We start from the raw sequence: 15,226 nt of genomic DNA on the forward strand, positions 1-15,226 counted from the left end.
CTGGCTATCCCCGTCGAGTTCTACGGCGCCCCCCTCTGTCCTGCCGGACATCTCCCCCTCTTCGGGGGAGATTTGCAGCGTTGATCGCGGCGCCCTTCCTGCAACGCTCATGGTTGGCGAAAGCATAGGCGACGTCCGATCTCCCCCCTTGAGGGGGAGATGTCCGGCAGGACAGAGGGGGGCCTCGTAGAGCGCCCACTTTGAACCGTTTACATCCCTCTCCAAGACACGCTTCGAACAGGATTTCCAATTTCCATATTGTAAAACGATCGTATCGCGCTAGCCTGAATTCATGAGCGGGGCAAGAAAACCATCCGGACGATCGAGTGCCGAGGAAGCCGCGACGCGCAAGCGCGGGCGTTCCCTGGCGGCGCTTGGCTATATACAGCCGCGAAACTATGAGGAGCTGCGCGCCGTGCTGTCTTCCGGCACGGTGCATTTTCCCAAGCGCCTGCGCCAGGTGGCGATCTTCCTGTGGCAGCATCCGAGCGAGGTGGCGTTCGGCACCATCGCCCAGGTGGCGGCGCAGGCCGGCGTGCAGCCCTCGACGCTGGTGCGCTTTGCCCAGATCTTCGGTTATTCCGGCTTTTCCGATTTCCAGGGTCTGTTCAAGGACCACATCAAGGGATCCTGGCCGGAAGGACGCGGCGAGCAGCGCGCCGAGACCGAGCCAAACGCTGCCCTGCATTTCCTGCACGGCATGGTCGGCGCCTCGCAGGCCTCGCTCGGCCGCATCGAAAGCGGCTTCGATGTCGAAAGCTTCGAGAAGATGGTGGGGACGCTGGCACAAGCGGACCTGATCTACGTCATCGGCTCCAAGCGCGCCTTCCCCGTCACCACCTACCTGTCGTTGACGCTTTCGCAGCAAGGCGTACGCAATGTGCTGGTCGACAATGTCGGCTCCACCGCGCTCGACCAGGTCGGCTGCATCGGCAGGCAGGATGCGGTGCTGGCGGTGTCCTTCAGCCCCTACAATTCAATCACGCCCGACCTCGTCGCGGTGGCGCACGAACGCGGCGCCCGCATCGTCACCATCACCGACAGCACCTTCTCCCCGCTGATCCAGCTCTCGGACAGCTGGCTGGAGGTGGTGGAATCCGACTTCGCCGGTTTCCGCTCGCTGGCGGCATCGCTGGCGGTCGGCATGGCGCTGGTCCAAGGCGTCGCCGCGCGCCGTGGTGCATGAGGCGCTGCTGGCACAATTGACTAGCGGGAATTATCGTTCCATATTTCAAAAAATAGAAACTTTGTTCCGGGAGGAGGAATGGAGACCAGGCTCGACGGCAAGGTGATACTGGTCACCGGGTCGACGCAAGGCATCGGCCGCGCCATTGCCGAGACGCTGGCGCGTTCCGGCGCTGCTGGCCTGCTGATCACGGGGCGCGACAGCAAGCGCGGCAATGCCGTGGCGGCGGAGCTTTCGCGATTGGGTACGCCGACGCTCTTCGTCGCCGCCGACCTGGAGGATCCGGCAACCCCCGCCGCTCTGGCGCAGGCCTGCATCGACCACTTCGGCCGCATCGACGGCCTGGTCAACGCCGCCGGTCTGACCGACCGCGCCTCCTTTCTCGACGCGTCGTTGGACGACTGGGCGGCGCTGTTCGCGGTCAATGCGCGCGCACCCTTCTTCCTGATGCAGGCCGCGATCGCCGACATGAAGAAGCGCGGCCAAAGCGGGGCGATCGTCAACATCCTGTCGATCAACGCCCATTGCGGCTCGCCGGAGCTTGCCGTCTATTCCGCCACCAAGGGCGCGCTGGCGACGCTGACCAAGAATGCCGCCAACGCCCACCGCTTCGACCGCATCCGCGTCAACGGCATCAATGTCGGCTGGACCGACACGCCGGCCGAACGCATCATGCAGGCCGAGACGCTGGGCAACGGCCCGGGCTGGCTCGACGCCGCCAATGCCGCGCAGCCCTTTGGCCGGCTACTCAGGCCGGACGATATCGCCAACCTCGCCGTGTTCCTGCTTTCCGACGCGGCCGGGCCGATGACCGGTGCGGTGATCGACCAGGAGCAGTCGGTGATCGGGGCGAACCGGTGAATGCCATCGAAACACTTGACCCTGGGCTGCTGGAGCGGCTGCCCGGCGCCGTGCAAAGGCCGTCCTATGACCGGGCGTCGCTGTCACCCGGCATGGCCCATCTTGGCGTCGGCGCCTTCCACCGCTGCCATCAAGCCGAATACACCGACGACCTCTTGTCGTTGCAATTCGACCGCTGGGGCATTGTCGGCATCAACATCCGCCCGCCCGCCCTCGCCGACACGCTCGGCCGGCAAGGCGGCCTCTACACCAGGCTGATCCGCGAGAACGGCTATGTCGAGGCACGCGTCATCGGCAGCATCGTGAAGGTGATCGACAGCCAGGACAGCGCCGCACCGGCGCTCACCGCGCTCGCCTCGCCCGACATCGAACTGGTGACGATGACGGTGACGGAAAAAGGCTATTGCCACATCCCGTCGAGCGGTGAACTCGACCTCGCCCATCCCGACATCGTCCATGACCTCGCCAACCCGGACACACCGCGCAGCGTGCCCGGCATCCTCACACGGGCGCTGGAGATGCGCCGGGCCACGCATGGCCGGAAGCTGACACTGCTCTCCTGCGACAACATTCCGACCAACGGCGTCATCCTGGAAAATGTCGTGCGGAGCTTTGCCGAACAGCGCGGCAATGGTCTGACCGACTGGGTCGCCGCCAACGCCACCTTCCCTTCGGCCATGGTCGACCGCATCGCGCCGGCGGTGACGCGGGACGACCTCGACAGCGTCGAACAGTGGTTCGGCTACCGCGATGCCGCCGTCGCCGTCGGCGAACCGTTCCGGCAATGGGTGATCGAGAAAAAGTTCGCCGGCCGCGTGCCCCGCTGGGACCTGGCCGGCGCGACCTTCGTCGACGATGTCACGCCCTTCGAGCATCTCAAGATGCGGGTGCTGAACGGCGCGCAGACGACACTCGCCACGCTCGGCGTACTGGCAGGGCTGGAACACACATTCGATGCCATCGCCGACCCGCTGCTGTCGGTCTTCGTCAGGCGCATGCTGGTCGAGGAAACGCTGCCGACGCTGATGCCAGTGCCTGGCATGGAGCCGCTGGCTTATGTCGACCAGAGCCTCGGCCGCTTGCGCAACACCGCCATCCGCCACCGCAACCACCAGATCGCCACCGATGGCTCGCAGAAGATCGTCCAGCGCCTGCTCAACCCGATCCGCGATCGGCTGAACCAGGGGGCCAGCATCGGCCTTTTGTCGGTGCCGGTCGCCGGCTGGATGGCCTATCTGATCCTGGCCTCGGCCCGTTTCGGCAAAGGCTGGCCGGTGTCGGATCCCTATGCCGGCAAGGTCGCGGCAATAGCCGACGCGACGGGCAACGATGCGCCGGCTCTGGCTTCCGCCATCCTGGCCATCGACACGATTTTCGATCCCGACCTTGCCGCAAACGAGACGTTCCGGCAGGCCGCGGCTTCGGCGCTTGGCGAACTGCTGTCGGACGATCCGATGGCGGCAGTCCGTCACGGTCTCGAACAAGACGAGGTCTCAAGGTTGAAGCGATCCAAACAATCGGCATTATAGGCATCGATCGCGGGTTCGCGGTCAGGGGAGGCATGATGAAACTTGGACTGCTCACCGCACCGTTCGCGGAGACGCCGCTTGGCGAGGTCGCCGGCTGGGCAAGCTCCGTCGGCTTCGAGGCCTTGGAAATCGCCTGCTGGCCGAAAACCTCCGGCGCGACCCGCCGCTATGCCGGGACCAGCCACATCGACGCTGCCGGCACCTCGGCCTCGCAGGCAAAAGAGATTGCCGCCGCGCTGGCGGAAAAGAACATGTCCATCTCCGGCCTCGGCTATTATCCCAACCCGCTGCATCCCGATCCCGCGCACCGCGAGGCGGTCATCGGCCACCTCAAAAAGGTCATCGTGCTGGCCGCAAACATGGGTGTATCAGTGGTCAACACCTTCTGCGGCGGCGATGCGTCCAAGACCGTCGACGTCAACTGGCAGGACGCGCTGAAAGTCTGGCCTGAAATCGTCGCCCATGCGCGCGACCACGGGGTAAAACTCGCTTTCGAGAACTGCCCGATGATCTTCAGCTATGACGAATGGCCGGGCGGGCACAACATCGCCTATTCGCCGCAGGTCTGGCGCCGCATCCTGGAGACCTGGGGCGGCGATGTCGGCATGAATTTCGACCCCTCGCACCTGGTCTGGCAGATGATCGACCAAGCCCGCTTCATCAGGGAATTCGGCGCCTACATGCTGCATGTCCACGCCAAGGACCTGATGATTGATCATGATGGTTTGTACGAGCGCGGAATCCTTTCGTCCGGCATAGGCTGGCAGGTGCCGCGCATGCCGGGGCTGGGCGATGTCGACTGGAGCGGCTTCTTCTCCGACCTCTATCGCGCCGGCTATGACGGATCGGTCATCATCGAACACGAGGACAGGCGATTTGAAGGCAGCGACGATCAGGTGAAGCGGGGCTTTCTGCTCGCCCGCGACGTGCTGCGTCCCTTCGTCAAGTGACAGCTTAGCGGGCCACTTGACTCTGTTTGTGAGTGGTGCGGCTTAACGGATTAAAACTGAACTGAAAAACAAATGTGGAGGAAGACTGAAATGAAGAAATATCTGACCATGGTCCCGCTGCTTGCCAGCGCGGCCCTGCTGGCCTCGGTGGGCGTGTCGTCCGCCGCCGGCAAATACACGATCGGCATTTCCAACACCGTGCAGGGCAATGGCTGGCGCGAAGAGATGGTGTGCGCCATGAAGGCGCAGGCGCTCGCCTCCGGCGAAGTGACCAAGCTCAACATCGCCCACCGCAACACCGATGCCGCCGGCCAGCTCGAAGACATTCGCAACCTGATCAGCGCCAAGGTCGACGCCATCGTCGTCAACCCCGCCGATCCGGCCGGCATCAAGGCCGGCCTGGAAGAAGCCACCAAGGCCGGCATCGTCGTCGTCGCCGTCGACCAGGCGGTCACCGAACCGTCGGCCTACATCATTTCCAACAACCAGGAACAATATGCCTATCTCGGCGCCAAATGGCTGTTCGGCCAGATGGGCGGCAAGGGCGAGGTGTTTTATATGCGCGGTGCGGCCGGTGCGTCCGCCGATAGCGATCGCGACAAAGGCTTCAAGAAGGCGCTGGCCGAATTCCCCGACGTGAAGGTCGCGCAGGAAGTCTTCACCGGCTGGCAGCAGGACCAGGCCAAGCAGCAGATGCTGTCGTTCCTCGCCACCGGCACGCCGTTCAACGGCGTGTGGACGTCGGGCATCGACAACGTCATCGTCGACGCGCTGGTCGAATCGCAGGCGCCGCTGGTGCCGGTGGTCGGCGCCGACAATGCCGGCTTCGTCGGCCAGCTGAGCTCCGTCAAGGGCCTCGTCGGCGCTGCCGTCACCAACCCCGGCTCGATCGGCGGTGCGGGTGTAACGCTCGCCCTGCAGATCCTCGACGGCAAGAAGCCAGCCCAGCAGACCGTGCTGGTCGACCCGCAGCTGTGGGACAACGCCACCGACGAAGGCAAGGCCAAGCTGAAGGCCGCCGCCGACCCGTCGCTCAGCCCGGAATGGCCGGTCTCGATCTCGATCCCGGACTGGACGACTTACACCAAGGACCAGATCGTGGCCTGCAAGGGCCCGGGGGAGTAAGGGCTGCACACGCTTCTTCCTTCTCCCCTTGTGGGAGAAGGTGGATCGGCGCGCAGCGCCGAGACGGTTGAGGGGTGCGGTACGGAGTGAGGCGTCGGTGTTTTCCTGGAACACCCCTCATCCGACCTCGCTTCGCGAGGCCACCTTCTCCCACAAGGGGAGAAGGGGTTTCCCACTCAGCAGTACGCCGCGCGCAAGCGTGGCGCACTGCTGCATTAAGCAGGCCACATAAATCGAGAACCACACGATTTGACCAATCTCCTCCTCGACGCCACGGGCGTCGCCAAGAATTACGGCGCGGTTGCGGCTCTCCGTAACGCGTCGCTCTCCGTCCTGCCGGGCGAGGTGCACGCCTTGATGGGCGCCAATGGCGCCGGCAAGTCGACGCTGGTGAAGATCCTGACCGGCGCCATATCAGCCAATGCGGGCCGCATCCTGATCCGTGGCGAGGCGCGCGACATACGCTCGCCCGCCGCCGCGAGGCGCGCCGGGCTTTTGCCTGTCTACCAGGAGCCCTCGCTGATCCCCGATCTCGACGTGCTGTCCAATCTGCGGCTGACCGGCACGCCGGTCGAGCCGTTCCGCGCCTGGGTGCGCGAGCTCGGCATTCCTGACCTCGACCTGCGCGACACCGCGCGTGACATTCCGCTGGCCGTACTGCGCGTGCTGGACCTTGCCCGTGCGCTGGCCGTCGAGCCCGACGTGCTGCTGCTCGACGAGATGACGGCGGCACTGCCCGCCAACCTTGCCGAAAAAGTGCTGGAGGTGGTGCGCCGCCAGGGCGACGCCGGCCGCGCCGTGATCTTCATCTCGCACCGCTTCGTCGAAATCGCCGCGTTATGCGACCGCGCCACGGTGCTGCGCGACGGCGCAACCGTCGGCGTCGTCGACATCGTGCCGGGCGTGGAAGAAAAGATCGTCGAGCTGATGCTCGGCAGCCGCATTCTCAAGACCCATGTCGCCGGCCGCGGCGCCAGCGAGAAGGCCCGCCCCCCTGCCCGTCCGCGTATCGCCGTACGCAACCTGCGCGTCGGTACCAAGCTCAGCGACGTCTCCTTCGATCTCGGGGATGGCGAGGTCGCCGGCGTGGTGGCGCTGGAAGGCCAGGGCCAGGACGAGCTGTTCGCCGCTCTTGCCGGTTCGATCAAACCGTCGGGCGGCACGATCGAGGTCGACGGCAGCCCGATGAAGTTCGCCCACCCGATCGACGCCATCCGCGCCGGCATCGCCTATGTGCCGGGCGACCGGTCCGAGGCGCTCGCCATGCAGCGCTCGGTGCGCGAGAACATTGCGCTCCCCTTCAGCGCCGCCCTGCGCAACTGGGGACCAATTGCCATGCGCAAGGAGCGCGCCACGGTGGCGAGCGCCATCCAGCGCCTGCAGATCGATACTCGCGCTCAGGGCGAGGTGCAACGCCTCTCCGGCGGCAACCAGCAGAAGGTGACCATCGCCCGCTGGATCGCGGCGGATGCCCGCACAATCCTTTGCTTCGACCCGACACGCGGCATCGATGTCGGCACCAAGCAGGAGATCTATAAGCTGCTGCGCGAGCTCGCCGGCAATGGCAAGTCGGTGCTGTTCTACACCTCCGAACTCGAAGAGGTACAGCGCGTCTGCGACCGCGTCATCGTCATCTTCGGCGGCCGCCTCGTCGATGTCTTCCCTGTCGAGGAAGCGGATGAACCGGCACTGATGCGCGCCGCCTACGGCCTGCCGCGCGGCGCCAAGGCCGATATCGGCATTTTGGCCGATCCCACCGCCAACACCTCCGATGCGCCGCGGGCGACGCCATGAGCCATTTCCTGCGCCGCCAAGGCTGGGTAACAGGCCTGTTTGCCCTGCTGATCGTTCTGTTCATCGCGACAAAACTGATCCAGCCCGGCTATGGCAGCGGCGATTTCGGCTCGCTGGCGCGGGCCGTGCTACCCTACGCCTTTGCCGTCGCCGCGCAGACCGTTGTCGTCATCGCCGGCGGCATCGACCTCTCGGTCGCCGCCATGATGGCGCTGACCAGCGTCACCGCCGCCTCGATGATGAACGGCGCCTCGGAGGAATACGCCCTGTTCGTGGTGCCCTTCGTGCTCGCCATGGGTTTTGTGCTGGGCGCGCTCAACGGCCTGCTCATCGTCGTCACCCGTGTGCCCGACATCGTCGTCACGCTCGCCATGCTGTTCGTGCTTCAGGGCGCCGCCCTTCTGGTGCTCGGCGCGCCGGGCGGCGCGGCGGCCGAATGGCTGAAGGCGCTGATCTTGGGCACCGTGCCGATACCGGGCCTGCCTGATACCATCGATGCCTGGCTGCCCAAGGCGCTGCTGGTGCTGGTCGTCTGCCTCTGCGTGATCTGGATCCCGCTCCGGCGCTCGCGCCTCGGCCTTTCCATCTATGCCATCGGCTCGAGCGAACTGGCGGCGTTCCGCAGCGGCGTGCCTGTCGCCCGCACCAGGGTCATCGCCTATGCACTGTCGGGCCTGTTCGCGGCCATGGGCGGGCTGGCGCTGACCATGAGCACCGGCATCGGCGCGCCCATCCCCGGCCCCTATCTGCTCGCCAGCGTCGCCGCGGTCGTGCTGGGCGGCGTGGCGCTCGGCGGCGGCAAGGGCGGCCTGCTCGGCCCCATCGTCGCCGTCTTCGTACTGCGCCTGGTGCGCACCGATCTCACCTTGCTCGCCATCGACCCCAACGTTACCGCCATCATCGAAGGCCTGATCATGGTCGCCGTGGTGATGTTCGGCGCGTTTATTACGATGAGGGGGCGGCAATGATGAGTGGACATCGACGCGCCCTTCTTCCTTCTCCCCTTGTGGGAGAAGGTGGCCTCGCGAAGCGAGGTCGGATGAGGGGTGTTCCAGGGAACGCAAACGCCTCATTCCGTCACACACCCCTCATCCGTCTCGGCGCTGCGCGCCGATCCACCTTCTCCCACAAGGGGAGAAGGGAGAAATGCGTCGCGTGCACCACCTATCCCACCCCATCGCGAGCAGGAGCCGCGCCATGAGCAGCACCGCGATCACGCCCGTTCCCTTCGGCCGCCGCCTGAAGCGTTTCATGGCCGACCGGCCCCTTATCCCGCTGATCATCCTGCTGGTGATCCTGGTGGTGATCCTGCAGATCCTGCGCCCAGGCATCGTCAACGAGCGCTGGATCGCCAACACGATCAAGTTCGCCATCCCGCTGGCGATCCTCGCCGGCTGCCAGACCATGACCATGCTGACCGGCGGCATCGACCTGTCGGTCGGCACGGTGGCGACGATGAGCGCCTTCATCATGGCAACGCAAGTCATGAACCAGGACCCGGCGGTGGCGTTCCTGCTGGCGATGCTACCGGCGGTGCTGATCGGCCTCGTCAACGGCATCGGCGTCGGCGTGTTCCGCGTCCACCCGCTGATCATGACGCTGGGCACCAGCCTGATCGGCACCGGCTGCCTGCAGGTCTATCAGCGCACGGTGATCGCGTCGGGCGCCAAGGTCCCCGACTTCCTCGCTTGGCTCGGCACCGGCGTCACCTCCGGCTTTCCAAACGCCCTGCTGCTGTTCGTGCCGCTGGCCGCCCTCATCGTCTTCACGCTCGCCCGCACCGGTTTCGGCCGCCTGCTCTACGCCGTCGGCGACAATGAGCGCGCGACCCGCCTCTCCGGCGTCCAGTACTGGCAGGTCATAACAGCGCTCTACATCTCCTCCAGCATGCTCGCCGGCATCACCGGCCTGCTCTATATCGGCCTGATCAAGGCCCCTTCGCTCTCGCTCGCCGAGCCGCTGGTGCTGCCTTCGGTGGCGGCGGCCGTCATCGGCGGCACCTCGATCTTCGGCGGCCGCGGCGGCTACACCGGCACCATCATCGGCGCGCTGATCCTCACCGTGCTGACCACGCTGCTCACCATCTTGCAAATGCCGGAAGGTGCGAGGCGGATCTTGTTTGGGCTGATCGTGCTGTTCGTGACGGCGGCGTATTTGCGGATTATCGAGGAGCGGTAGCGGGCAATATTCGGCCGCTCGACAATAATCGCCGCAGGCGACAAGGGAGATGCCATCATGGACAAGATCATCCTGGACTGCGATCCCGGGCACGACGACGCCATCGCCATCCTGCTCGCTGCGGGGAACCCGAATATCGACCTTCTCGGCATCACCACGGTTTCGGGAAACCACAATGTCGAGAACACCACGCGTAATGCTCTTGCCGTATGCACCGCCTACGGCATCAAAGTGCCGGTGGCGAAGGGCTCCCCCGGCCCGCTGATCAGCGACCAGGTGCTGGCCGTCGAGATCCACGGCGATACTGGGCTCGACGGCCCCGTCCTGCCGCCCGCCTCGTTCGAACTCGACAAGCGGCATGCCGTCGACTTCATCATCGACACCGTCATGGCGCACGAGCCGAAAACCATCACGCTCGTGCCGGTCGGTCCCTACACCAACATCGCGCTCGCCATCCGCAAGGATCCACGCATCATCGGGCGGGTGAAGCGTGTCGTCGCGATGGGCGGAGCCTACACACGCGGCAACATCACGCCGGCGGCGGAGTTCAACGTCTATGCCGACGCGGAGGCCGCCGACGTCGTGTTCCGCGCCGATTGGGACGTCACCATGGTCGGGCTCGACCTCACGCACCAGGCGCTGGCCACTCCGGACCTGCAAAACAGGGTGCGCGCGGTCGGCGGCCCGATTGCCAGGTTCATCCTCGATATCTGGGAGTTCATAGCGACCACGCATGGAGGCCTCCTGCAGATCGAGTATCCCGCCATCCATGATGCATGCTGCGTCGCGGCCATGATCGACCCGACCGTCTTCACCACCGAGAAGGCCGATATCCGCGTCGAGATTGCCGGCCGGTGGACCAAGGGCATGACGGTCTGCAATTTCGAGAAGATGGGCGGCATGCACCATTTCGGCGGCACGGCAAGCGAGCAGGTCGACTTCCGCCATACCGTGGCGATGAAGCTCGACCATCCGAAATTCTGCGACCTGATCGTCGATGCGCTCGAGCGCCTGACCAAAAGCAAGGCATGACGGCTCGCGTTACCCGCAGACCTGGGCGGGTAACAGGCAGCCCATTCTCGGTTGAAGACCACATGCACTCGCAAACGGGCCCCCCGCGATGTTCATAGGGATGAAGTGGCTCCCCAATAGTAAACCCGCCGTGCCATTTGCGGCGACGGCGGGCCGTCCCCTGCCGATCAGGGGCTAACTACCGGCATCACTCGATGATCTGCACGACTCTGCGTGTATCGGGGTCCACCAGGACCGCATGATCTCCGACGACGGTATATTTGTACCTGACGTCGGGGACGTCGATTGTGTGAAGCTCGACAGTGTCGGGGAGAGCGGAGCCGACGTTGAGTTCGACACCGAGCAGGCTGACCGATGCGAGCTTTTGTTTGTGGATGTATTCGCGAACGACCGTCTGCTGCTCAGGCTTGAGAACTACGACGTCTCCCGCGTAGGAAGCGCCAATTCCACCCACAAATGCGACTGCGGCGACTGCGCCGGCAAGATATCTTTTCATGACAAGTCCTTCATTGTTGTGAATTGAGAAGCGAATGCCAGAACTATTCTGGCCTCTACTGCCGCCACATCAGCCGCCATTGGCCGGTGCTGCGGGCTTCGCCGGCGCTGAAGTGGCCGGGGCTTCCACCTTTGGCGCTTCAACCTTCACGTTGATATCCTTTCCGCCGCCATGGATATTGATGACACCGGTAAATATCAGCAGGACCACGATGGCGATGATTGCAAGAACAATAGCGACCGCAGTGCCGCCGCCACCTCCAGAATTAACAACAGTTGGGCCGTCAGCCATGGCTTTCTCCTCTCCTATTCTTGAGTTGTCACCGATGAGCAACGACTTCCGCTGCATTGCGTTCCCCGGCAAGGCTTAGGTCCAGGAAATGATCCGACTGAAGTCTTATGGCGCAACCCAATGTCTTGCCCACACGTTACGATTGCCGGTCGCCCACCCTCACGGACGGAGCTGGACTGCCGGATATTTTGAGAGCGAGGCAAGCAGTGACATCAGCCCAGAGACCGATTACCCGCGACGACAATCACCCCGCAAATGACAATGATGCTCAGGTTCCGGAAATGCCTCCGGCCCTGCACGTCTCTTTGAGTGACGACGCCAATATTGCCGATCTTGTCAGGCGAACCGAGCGCTTGGCCATTGCGGTTGTCGTGGGAATGGCGATCTGCCTGGCCCTTATCCCTGTGATCTATGTTGCCCTGACCTACGGAATATAGACCATATAATCCGGCGTCTTCCGCCTTTCGAGGCAGGCGCAATCTATGCTTTGCTCCCAATATTTGCGCCTGGCTGCCGGACATGTTTTCCGCACGCCGTGGTCACCCGGAGAAGCCTGGACTGAAAAAAGAACCCGCCCGGCGTTAACCGAAGACGGACGCTCTCTGTTTATCAGTCCAATGAAGCAATCGACGCCTACCAACCTCCAATCTCCGAGAGCGTTCCACCGACGTGATGACTATTGCGTCGATCCGCTCGGGCGCTCGTGCCGAGGCAGGGCTTGCGCCAATGAGTTTTGCTCTCCTGGGCTTCTGCGAATTCAGTCTTTCTTCCACGCCGCCAGCAGCGGGCCTTTGCTTCCGTAGACCGGGTCCTTGCGCGGCCGGCCGACCCTGGGGATCGTCGCCACTGCCTTGGCGTGGTCGGCGGTGGTCGTGCATTCGTCATAGGTGCCGGATGGCGGATAGGCGCCAACCACGAGAAAGTCGTCTGAGGCGGAGATGCGCTGATGCCCGGTGCCGGCTGGCAGAACCGCGACATCGCCGGCCTTCAGCGCCAGCGTTCGTCCCTTCTTGCCGCCGAACCGGACTTTCGCCGTACCGCGCGCCACGCCCAGCACTTCGTGGATGCGCGAATGGTAGTGGACATAGTCGTAGATGCCGTTGCGCCAGCTTTCCCCCCAGCCATTGGCCGAGAAAAGCTCCTCCATGACGGCCGCGGGATCGAAGTCCTCCGGCAGCATGACGGCACCGCGATAAACCACCAGCGGCCAGGACGGATGGTTGGGCACCAGGCCATCATCCCCAAACCTGAACTCGTTCGATTTTCGTGGCCTGACAAGATCGGCCGCGTGTTGCCTGTCCGGTCTTGCGGCACCGGTGACCTGTTCGGCTGCTTTCTTGATGCTTTGCACGATGCTCATGACGTCGCCTCGCCTCGGGAAACCAACGCTGATTCAACCTGCGTGGCCGTCGCTGGTTCCCGGCGCCCGCGAAGCCGGGAACCGATCGCCGCACATCGGACGGACCGACCGCCTCACCCCGCATGCATCTCATTGCCCATCGCCGCGGCCGGCGAAACCGCATCCGGCAGCAATATGTCGTTGCGGCGTGCGAAGGTGACCAGCGTCGCCCGCACCGTCTCCGGGTCGATCTCGCCGGCGATGCCCGCCTTGCAGGCATTGAGAGCGATGGCATGGGCGCCGTTGCGGCTGACGGCGGGCCAGTCCTGCAACAGCACGTAGGCTTCCATCACGCTTTCGATCTTCCTCGGAAAGCCCATTCCGACCAGAAGGGTGACCGGTTCTTCAAACTGCCCGCGATTCATGGCTTGTGCCTCCTTTCGATTGTGCAGGCCCCGCGGCGGACCGAATACCGGAAAGCGCGGCCCGCCGCGGACAGGGTGATTGGCCGCCTTTTGGCGTTCAGCCGCTAGCCGATGTCTCGGACTCCTCCGACACCTGTTTCGCCGCCAGGAACATCAGGGTCGCGGCAGCGGTGCGCCGCTTCCAGCCGGCGGCTTCGGCCATGTCGAGCAGTCCCGCCAGCAGCGGCTTCAGCACGCTGCGGCATTCGGTTTCATAGGCCAGGAACTCCTTTGCCTGATGTGTCGGCGCGGGCACGGGCCCAAGGCCAGCCATTGCATCCATGTCTCTCTCCCTCAACTGATGCCCGCTCCCTGTCGAGGGAGCGGGCGGACTGACCGGGACCTCAGAAGTCCATCCCGGCGCCGGCGGGCATCGCCGGAGCGGCGGCTTCCTTCTTCGGCTTCTCGGCCACCATCGCCTCGGTGGTCACCAGAAGGCCGGCGACCGACGCGGCATCCTGCAGCGCCGTGCGCACCACCTTGGCCGGATCGATCACACCCTGGCCATAGAGATCGCCGAACTCATTGGTCTGGGCGTTCCAGCCCCAGCCGAACTCGCTCTTTTCGCGCAGCTTGCCGACGATGATCGAGCCTTCCGCGCCAGCATTTTCGGCGATCTGGCGAACAGGCGTCTCGATGGCGCGGCGCACGATCTCGACACCGGTCTTCTGGTCGGCATTGTCCGTCTGGACAGCATCGAGCACCTTGCTGGCTCGAAGCAGCGCGACGCCGCCACCGGGCAGCACGCCTTCCTCGACGGCCGCGCGGGTCGCGTGCAGGGCATCGTCCACGCGGTCCTTGCGCTCCTTGACCTCGACCTCGGTCGAGCCCCCGACGCGGATCACCGCGACACCGCCGGCAAGCTTGGCCAGCCGCTCCTGCAGCTTCTCGCGGTCATAGTCCGAGGTGGTCTCCTCGATCTGGGCCTTGATTTGCGCGACGCGGCTCTGGATCTCTTCCTTGCGCCCGACGCCGTCGACGATGGTGGTGTTTTCCTTTTCGATCACCACCTTCTTGGCGCGGCCCAGCATCTCCAGCGTCACATTCTCGAGCTTGATGCCGAGATCTTCCGAAATCGCCGTGCCGCCGGTGAGGATGGCGATATCCTCCAGCATGGCCTTGCGGCGATCGCCGAAGCCCGGCGCCTTGACGGCCGCGACCTTGAGGCCGCCGCGCAGCTTGTTGACGACCAGCGTCGCCAGCGCCTCGCCCTCGACATCCTCGGCGATGATCAGCAGCGGCTTGCCCGACTGCACCACCGCTTCCAGCACCGGAAGCAACGCCTGCAGGTTGGAAAGCTTCTTTTCATGGATCAGCACGTAGGGCTCTTCGAGTTCGACGCGCATCTTGTCCTGGTTGGTGACGAAATAGGGCGAGAGATAGCCGCGGTCGAACTGCATGCCCTCGACGACTTCGAGTTCGGTCTCGGCGGTCTTGGCTTCCTCCACGGTGATGACACCTTCATTGCCGACCTTCTCCATCGCCTCGGCGAGGAAGCGGCCGATCTCGGCGTCGCCATTGGCGGAGATCGTGCCGACCTGTGCGATCTCGTCGTTGTGGGTCACCTTGCGGGCGTTGGCCTTCAACTCGGCCACGACAGCCTCCACCGCCTTGTCGATGCCGCGCTTCAGGTCCATCGGGTTCATGCCCGAGGCAACGGCCTTGGCGCCTTCCTTGACGATCGCCTGAGCCAGAACGGTCGCGGTCGTGGTGCCGTCGCCGGCAATGTCACTGGTCTTGGAGGCGACTTCGCGCACCATCTGCGCGCCCATGTTCTCGAATTTGTCCTCGAGCTCGATTTCCTTGGCGACGGTGACGCCGTCCTTGGTAATGCGCGGCGCGCCGAACGATTTGTCGATGACGACATTGCGCCCCTTGGGGCCGAGCGTCACCTTCACCGCATTGGCCAGGATATCGACGCCGCGCAACATCTTCTCGCGCGCTTCGGTATGGAATTTTACCTCTTTGGCAGCCATTGGAT

General features: G+C 64.4%; 16 protein-coding genes. 10 read left to right on the top strand and 6 right to left on the bottom strand.

The genetic code is table 11. From position 1 onward, the window contains the following. Window positions 1-292 precede the first annotated feature (292 nt). From O7A60_RS04285 to O7A60_RS04325, 9 genes are all read left to right on the top strand, one after another. The gene (locus O7A60_RS04285; protein WP_337105158.1) at window positions 293-1,186 is read left to right on the top strand and encodes a MurR/RpiR family transcriptional regulator; all 894 of its coding nucleotides are present in this window, start codon (window positions 293-295) and stop codon (window positions 1,184-1,186) included. 78 nt (window positions 1,187-1,264) lie between these two features. Further along, window positions 1,265-2,047, top strand: a complete 783-nt coding sequence (locus O7A60_RS04290) for an SDR family oxidoreductase (RefSeq protein WP_337105159.1) — start codon at window positions 1,265-1,267, stop codon at window positions 2,045-2,047. Further along, complete coding sequence (locus tag O7A60_RS04295) at window positions 2,044-3,576, top strand: mannitol dehydrogenase family protein (RefSeq protein WP_337105160.1); 1,533 nt, start codon at window positions 2,044-2,046, stop codon at window positions 3,574-3,576. The genes O7A60_RS04290 and O7A60_RS04295 overlap by 4 nt, the downstream gene beginning before the upstream one ends. A gap of 35 nt (window positions 3,577-3,611) precedes the next feature. Then, window positions 3,612-4,526 (top strand): sugar phosphate isomerase/epimerase family protein, encoded by a 915-nt coding sequence (locus O7A60_RS04300; RefSeq protein WP_337105161.1) that lies wholly within the window; start codon window positions 3,612-3,614, stop codon window positions 4,524-4,526. A 90-nt stretch (window positions 4,527-4,616) separates the two neighbouring features. Next, a complete protein-coding gene (locus O7A60_RS04305) occupies window positions 4,617-5,651 on the top strand; it encodes an ABC transporter substrate-binding protein (protein ID WP_027141426.1) in 1,035 nt (344 codons plus the stop codon). Window positions 5,652-5,900: 249 nt separating this feature from the next. Continuing rightward, window positions 5,901-7,445, top strand: a complete 1,545-nt coding sequence (locus O7A60_RS04310) for a sugar ABC transporter ATP-binding protein (protein WP_337105162.1) — start codon at window positions 5,901-5,903, stop codon at window positions 7,443-7,445. Continuing rightward, window positions 7,442-8,413, top strand: a complete 972-nt coding sequence (locus tag O7A60_RS04315; RefSeq protein WP_337105163.1) for an ABC transporter permease — start codon at window positions 7,442-7,444, stop codon at window positions 8,411-8,413. The genes O7A60_RS04310 and O7A60_RS04315 overlap by 4 nt, the downstream gene beginning before the upstream one ends. 229 nt (window positions 8,414-8,642) lie before the next feature. Beyond that, window positions 8,643-9,623: an ABC transporter permease gene (locus O7A60_RS04320; RefSeq protein ID WP_337105164.1), complete on the top strand. Its 981-nt coding sequence runs from the start codon at window positions 8,643-8,645 to the stop codon at window positions 9,621-9,623. A 57-nt stretch (window positions 9,624-9,680) separates the two neighbouring features. Continuing rightward, on the top strand, window positions 9,681-10,655 hold the full coding sequence (locus O7A60_RS04325) for a nucleoside hydrolase (RefSeq protein WP_337105165.1): 975 nt from the start codon (window positions 9,681-9,683) through the stop codon (window positions 10,653-10,655). A 187-nt stretch (window positions 10,656-10,842) separates the two neighbouring features. Here O7A60_RS04325 and O7A60_RS04330 read toward each other — a convergent pair whose 3' ends face one another. Both O7A60_RS04330 and O7A60_RS04335 read right to left on the bottom strand, forming a co-directional pair. Further along, complete coding sequence (locus tag O7A60_RS04330) at window positions 10,843-11,151, bottom strand: DUF1236 domain-containing protein (RefSeq protein WP_140509481.1); 309 nt, start codon at window positions 11,149-11,151, stop codon at window positions 10,843-10,845. A 69-nt stretch (window positions 11,152-11,220) separates the two neighbouring features. Continuing rightward, complete coding sequence (locus tag O7A60_RS04335) at window positions 11,221-11,442, bottom strand: hypothetical protein (protein ID WP_140509479.1); 222 nt, start codon at window positions 11,440-11,442, stop codon at window positions 11,221-11,223. Between the two features lie 206 nt (window positions 11,443-11,648). Between O7A60_RS04335 and O7A60_RS04340 the strand changes: the two genes are divergently transcribed. Further along, entirely contained in the window at window positions 11,649-11,879 is a 231-nt protein-coding gene (locus tag O7A60_RS04340; protein ID WP_337105166.1) for a hypothetical protein, read from the top strand. Window positions 11,880-12,199: 320 nt separating this feature from the next. Here the strand turns inward: O7A60_RS04340 and O7A60_RS04345 are convergent, their stop codons facing one another. The 4 genes from O7A60_RS04345 to groL all read right to left on the bottom strand — a co-directional run bounded on the left by O7A60_RS04345 (window position 12,200) and on the right by groL (window position 15,221). Continuing rightward, window positions 12,200-12,802, bottom strand: a complete 603-nt coding sequence (locus O7A60_RS04345; RefSeq protein ID WP_337105167.1) for a cupin domain-containing protein — start codon at window positions 12,800-12,802, stop codon at window positions 12,200-12,202. Window positions 12,803-12,915: 113 nt separating this feature from the next. Further along, a complete protein-coding gene (locus O7A60_RS04350) occupies window positions 12,916-13,206 on the bottom strand; it encodes a DUF982 domain-containing protein (RefSeq protein ID WP_140509472.1) in 291 nt (96 codons plus the stop codon). A 97-nt stretch (window positions 13,207-13,303) separates the two neighbouring features. After that, entirely contained in the window at window positions 13,304-13,528 is a 225-nt protein-coding gene (locus O7A60_RS04355) for a hypothetical protein (protein WP_027146351.1), read from the bottom strand. A 61-nt stretch (window positions 13,529-13,589) separates the two neighbouring features. Then, the gene (groL, locus tag O7A60_RS04360) at window positions 13,590-15,221 is read right to left on the bottom strand and encodes a chaperonin GroEL (RefSeq protein WP_337105168.1); all 1,632 of its coding nucleotides are present in this window, start codon (window positions 15,219-15,221) and stop codon (window positions 13,590-13,592) included. Window positions 15,222-15,226 lie beyond the last annotated feature (5 nt).

It is taken from the genome of Mesorhizobium salmacidum (SeqCode) (assembly GCF_037179605.1).
GTDB classification, from domain to species: domain Bacteria; phylum Pseudomonadota; class Alphaproteobacteria; order Rhizobiales; family Rhizobiaceae; genus Mesorhizobium; species Mesorhizobium salmacidum.

Coding starts and splice junctions, on each gene's coding strand:
- O7A60_RS04285 (WP_337105158.1), top strand. CDS start 293: ATGAGCGGGGCAAGAAAACCATCCGGACGATCGAGTGCCGAGGAAGCC.
- O7A60_RS04290 (WP_337105159.1), top strand. CDS start 1,265: ATGGAGACCAGGCTCGACGGCAAGGTGATACTGGTCACCGGGTCGACG.
- O7A60_RS04300 (WP_337105161.1), top strand. CDS start 3,612: ATGAAACTTGGACTGCTCACCGCACCGTTCGCGGAGACGCCGCTTGGC.
- O7A60_RS04305 (WP_027141426.1), top strand. CDS start 4,617: ATGAAGAAATATCTGACCATGGTCCCGCTGCTTGCCAGCGCGGCCCTG.
- O7A60_RS04315 (WP_337105163.1), top strand. CDS start 7,442: ATGAGCCATTTCCTGCGCCGCCAAGGCTGGGTAACAGGCCTGTTTGCC.
- O7A60_RS04320 (WP_337105164.1), top strand. CDS start 8,643: ATGAGCAGCACCGCGATCACGCCCGTTCCCTTCGGCCGCCGCCTGAAG.
- O7A60_RS04325 (WP_337105165.1), top strand. CDS start 9,681: ATGGACAAGATCATCCTGGACTGCGATCCCGGGCACGACGACGCCATC.
- O7A60_RS04330 (WP_140509481.1), bottom strand. CDS start 11,151: ATGAAAAGATATCTTGCCGGCGCAGTCGCCGCAGTCGCATTTGTGGGT.
- O7A60_RS04335 (WP_140509479.1), bottom strand. CDS start 11,442: ATGGCTGACGGCCCAACTGTTGTTAATTCTGGAGGTGGCGGCGGCACT.
- O7A60_RS04345 (WP_337105167.1), bottom strand. CDS start 12,802: ATGAGCATCGTGCAAAGCATCAAGAAAGCAGCCGAACAGGTCACCGGT.
- O7A60_RS04350 (WP_140509472.1), bottom strand. CDS start 13,206: ATGAATCGCGGGCAGTTTGAAGAACCGGTCACCCTTCTGGTCGGAATG.
- O7A60_RS04355 (WP_027146351.1), bottom strand. CDS start 13,528: ATGGATGCAATGGCTGGCCTTGGGCCCGTGCCCGCGCCGACACATCAG.
- groL (WP_337105168.1), bottom strand. CDS start 15,221: ATGGCTGCCAAAGAGGTAAAATTCCATACCGAAGCGCGCGAGAAGATG.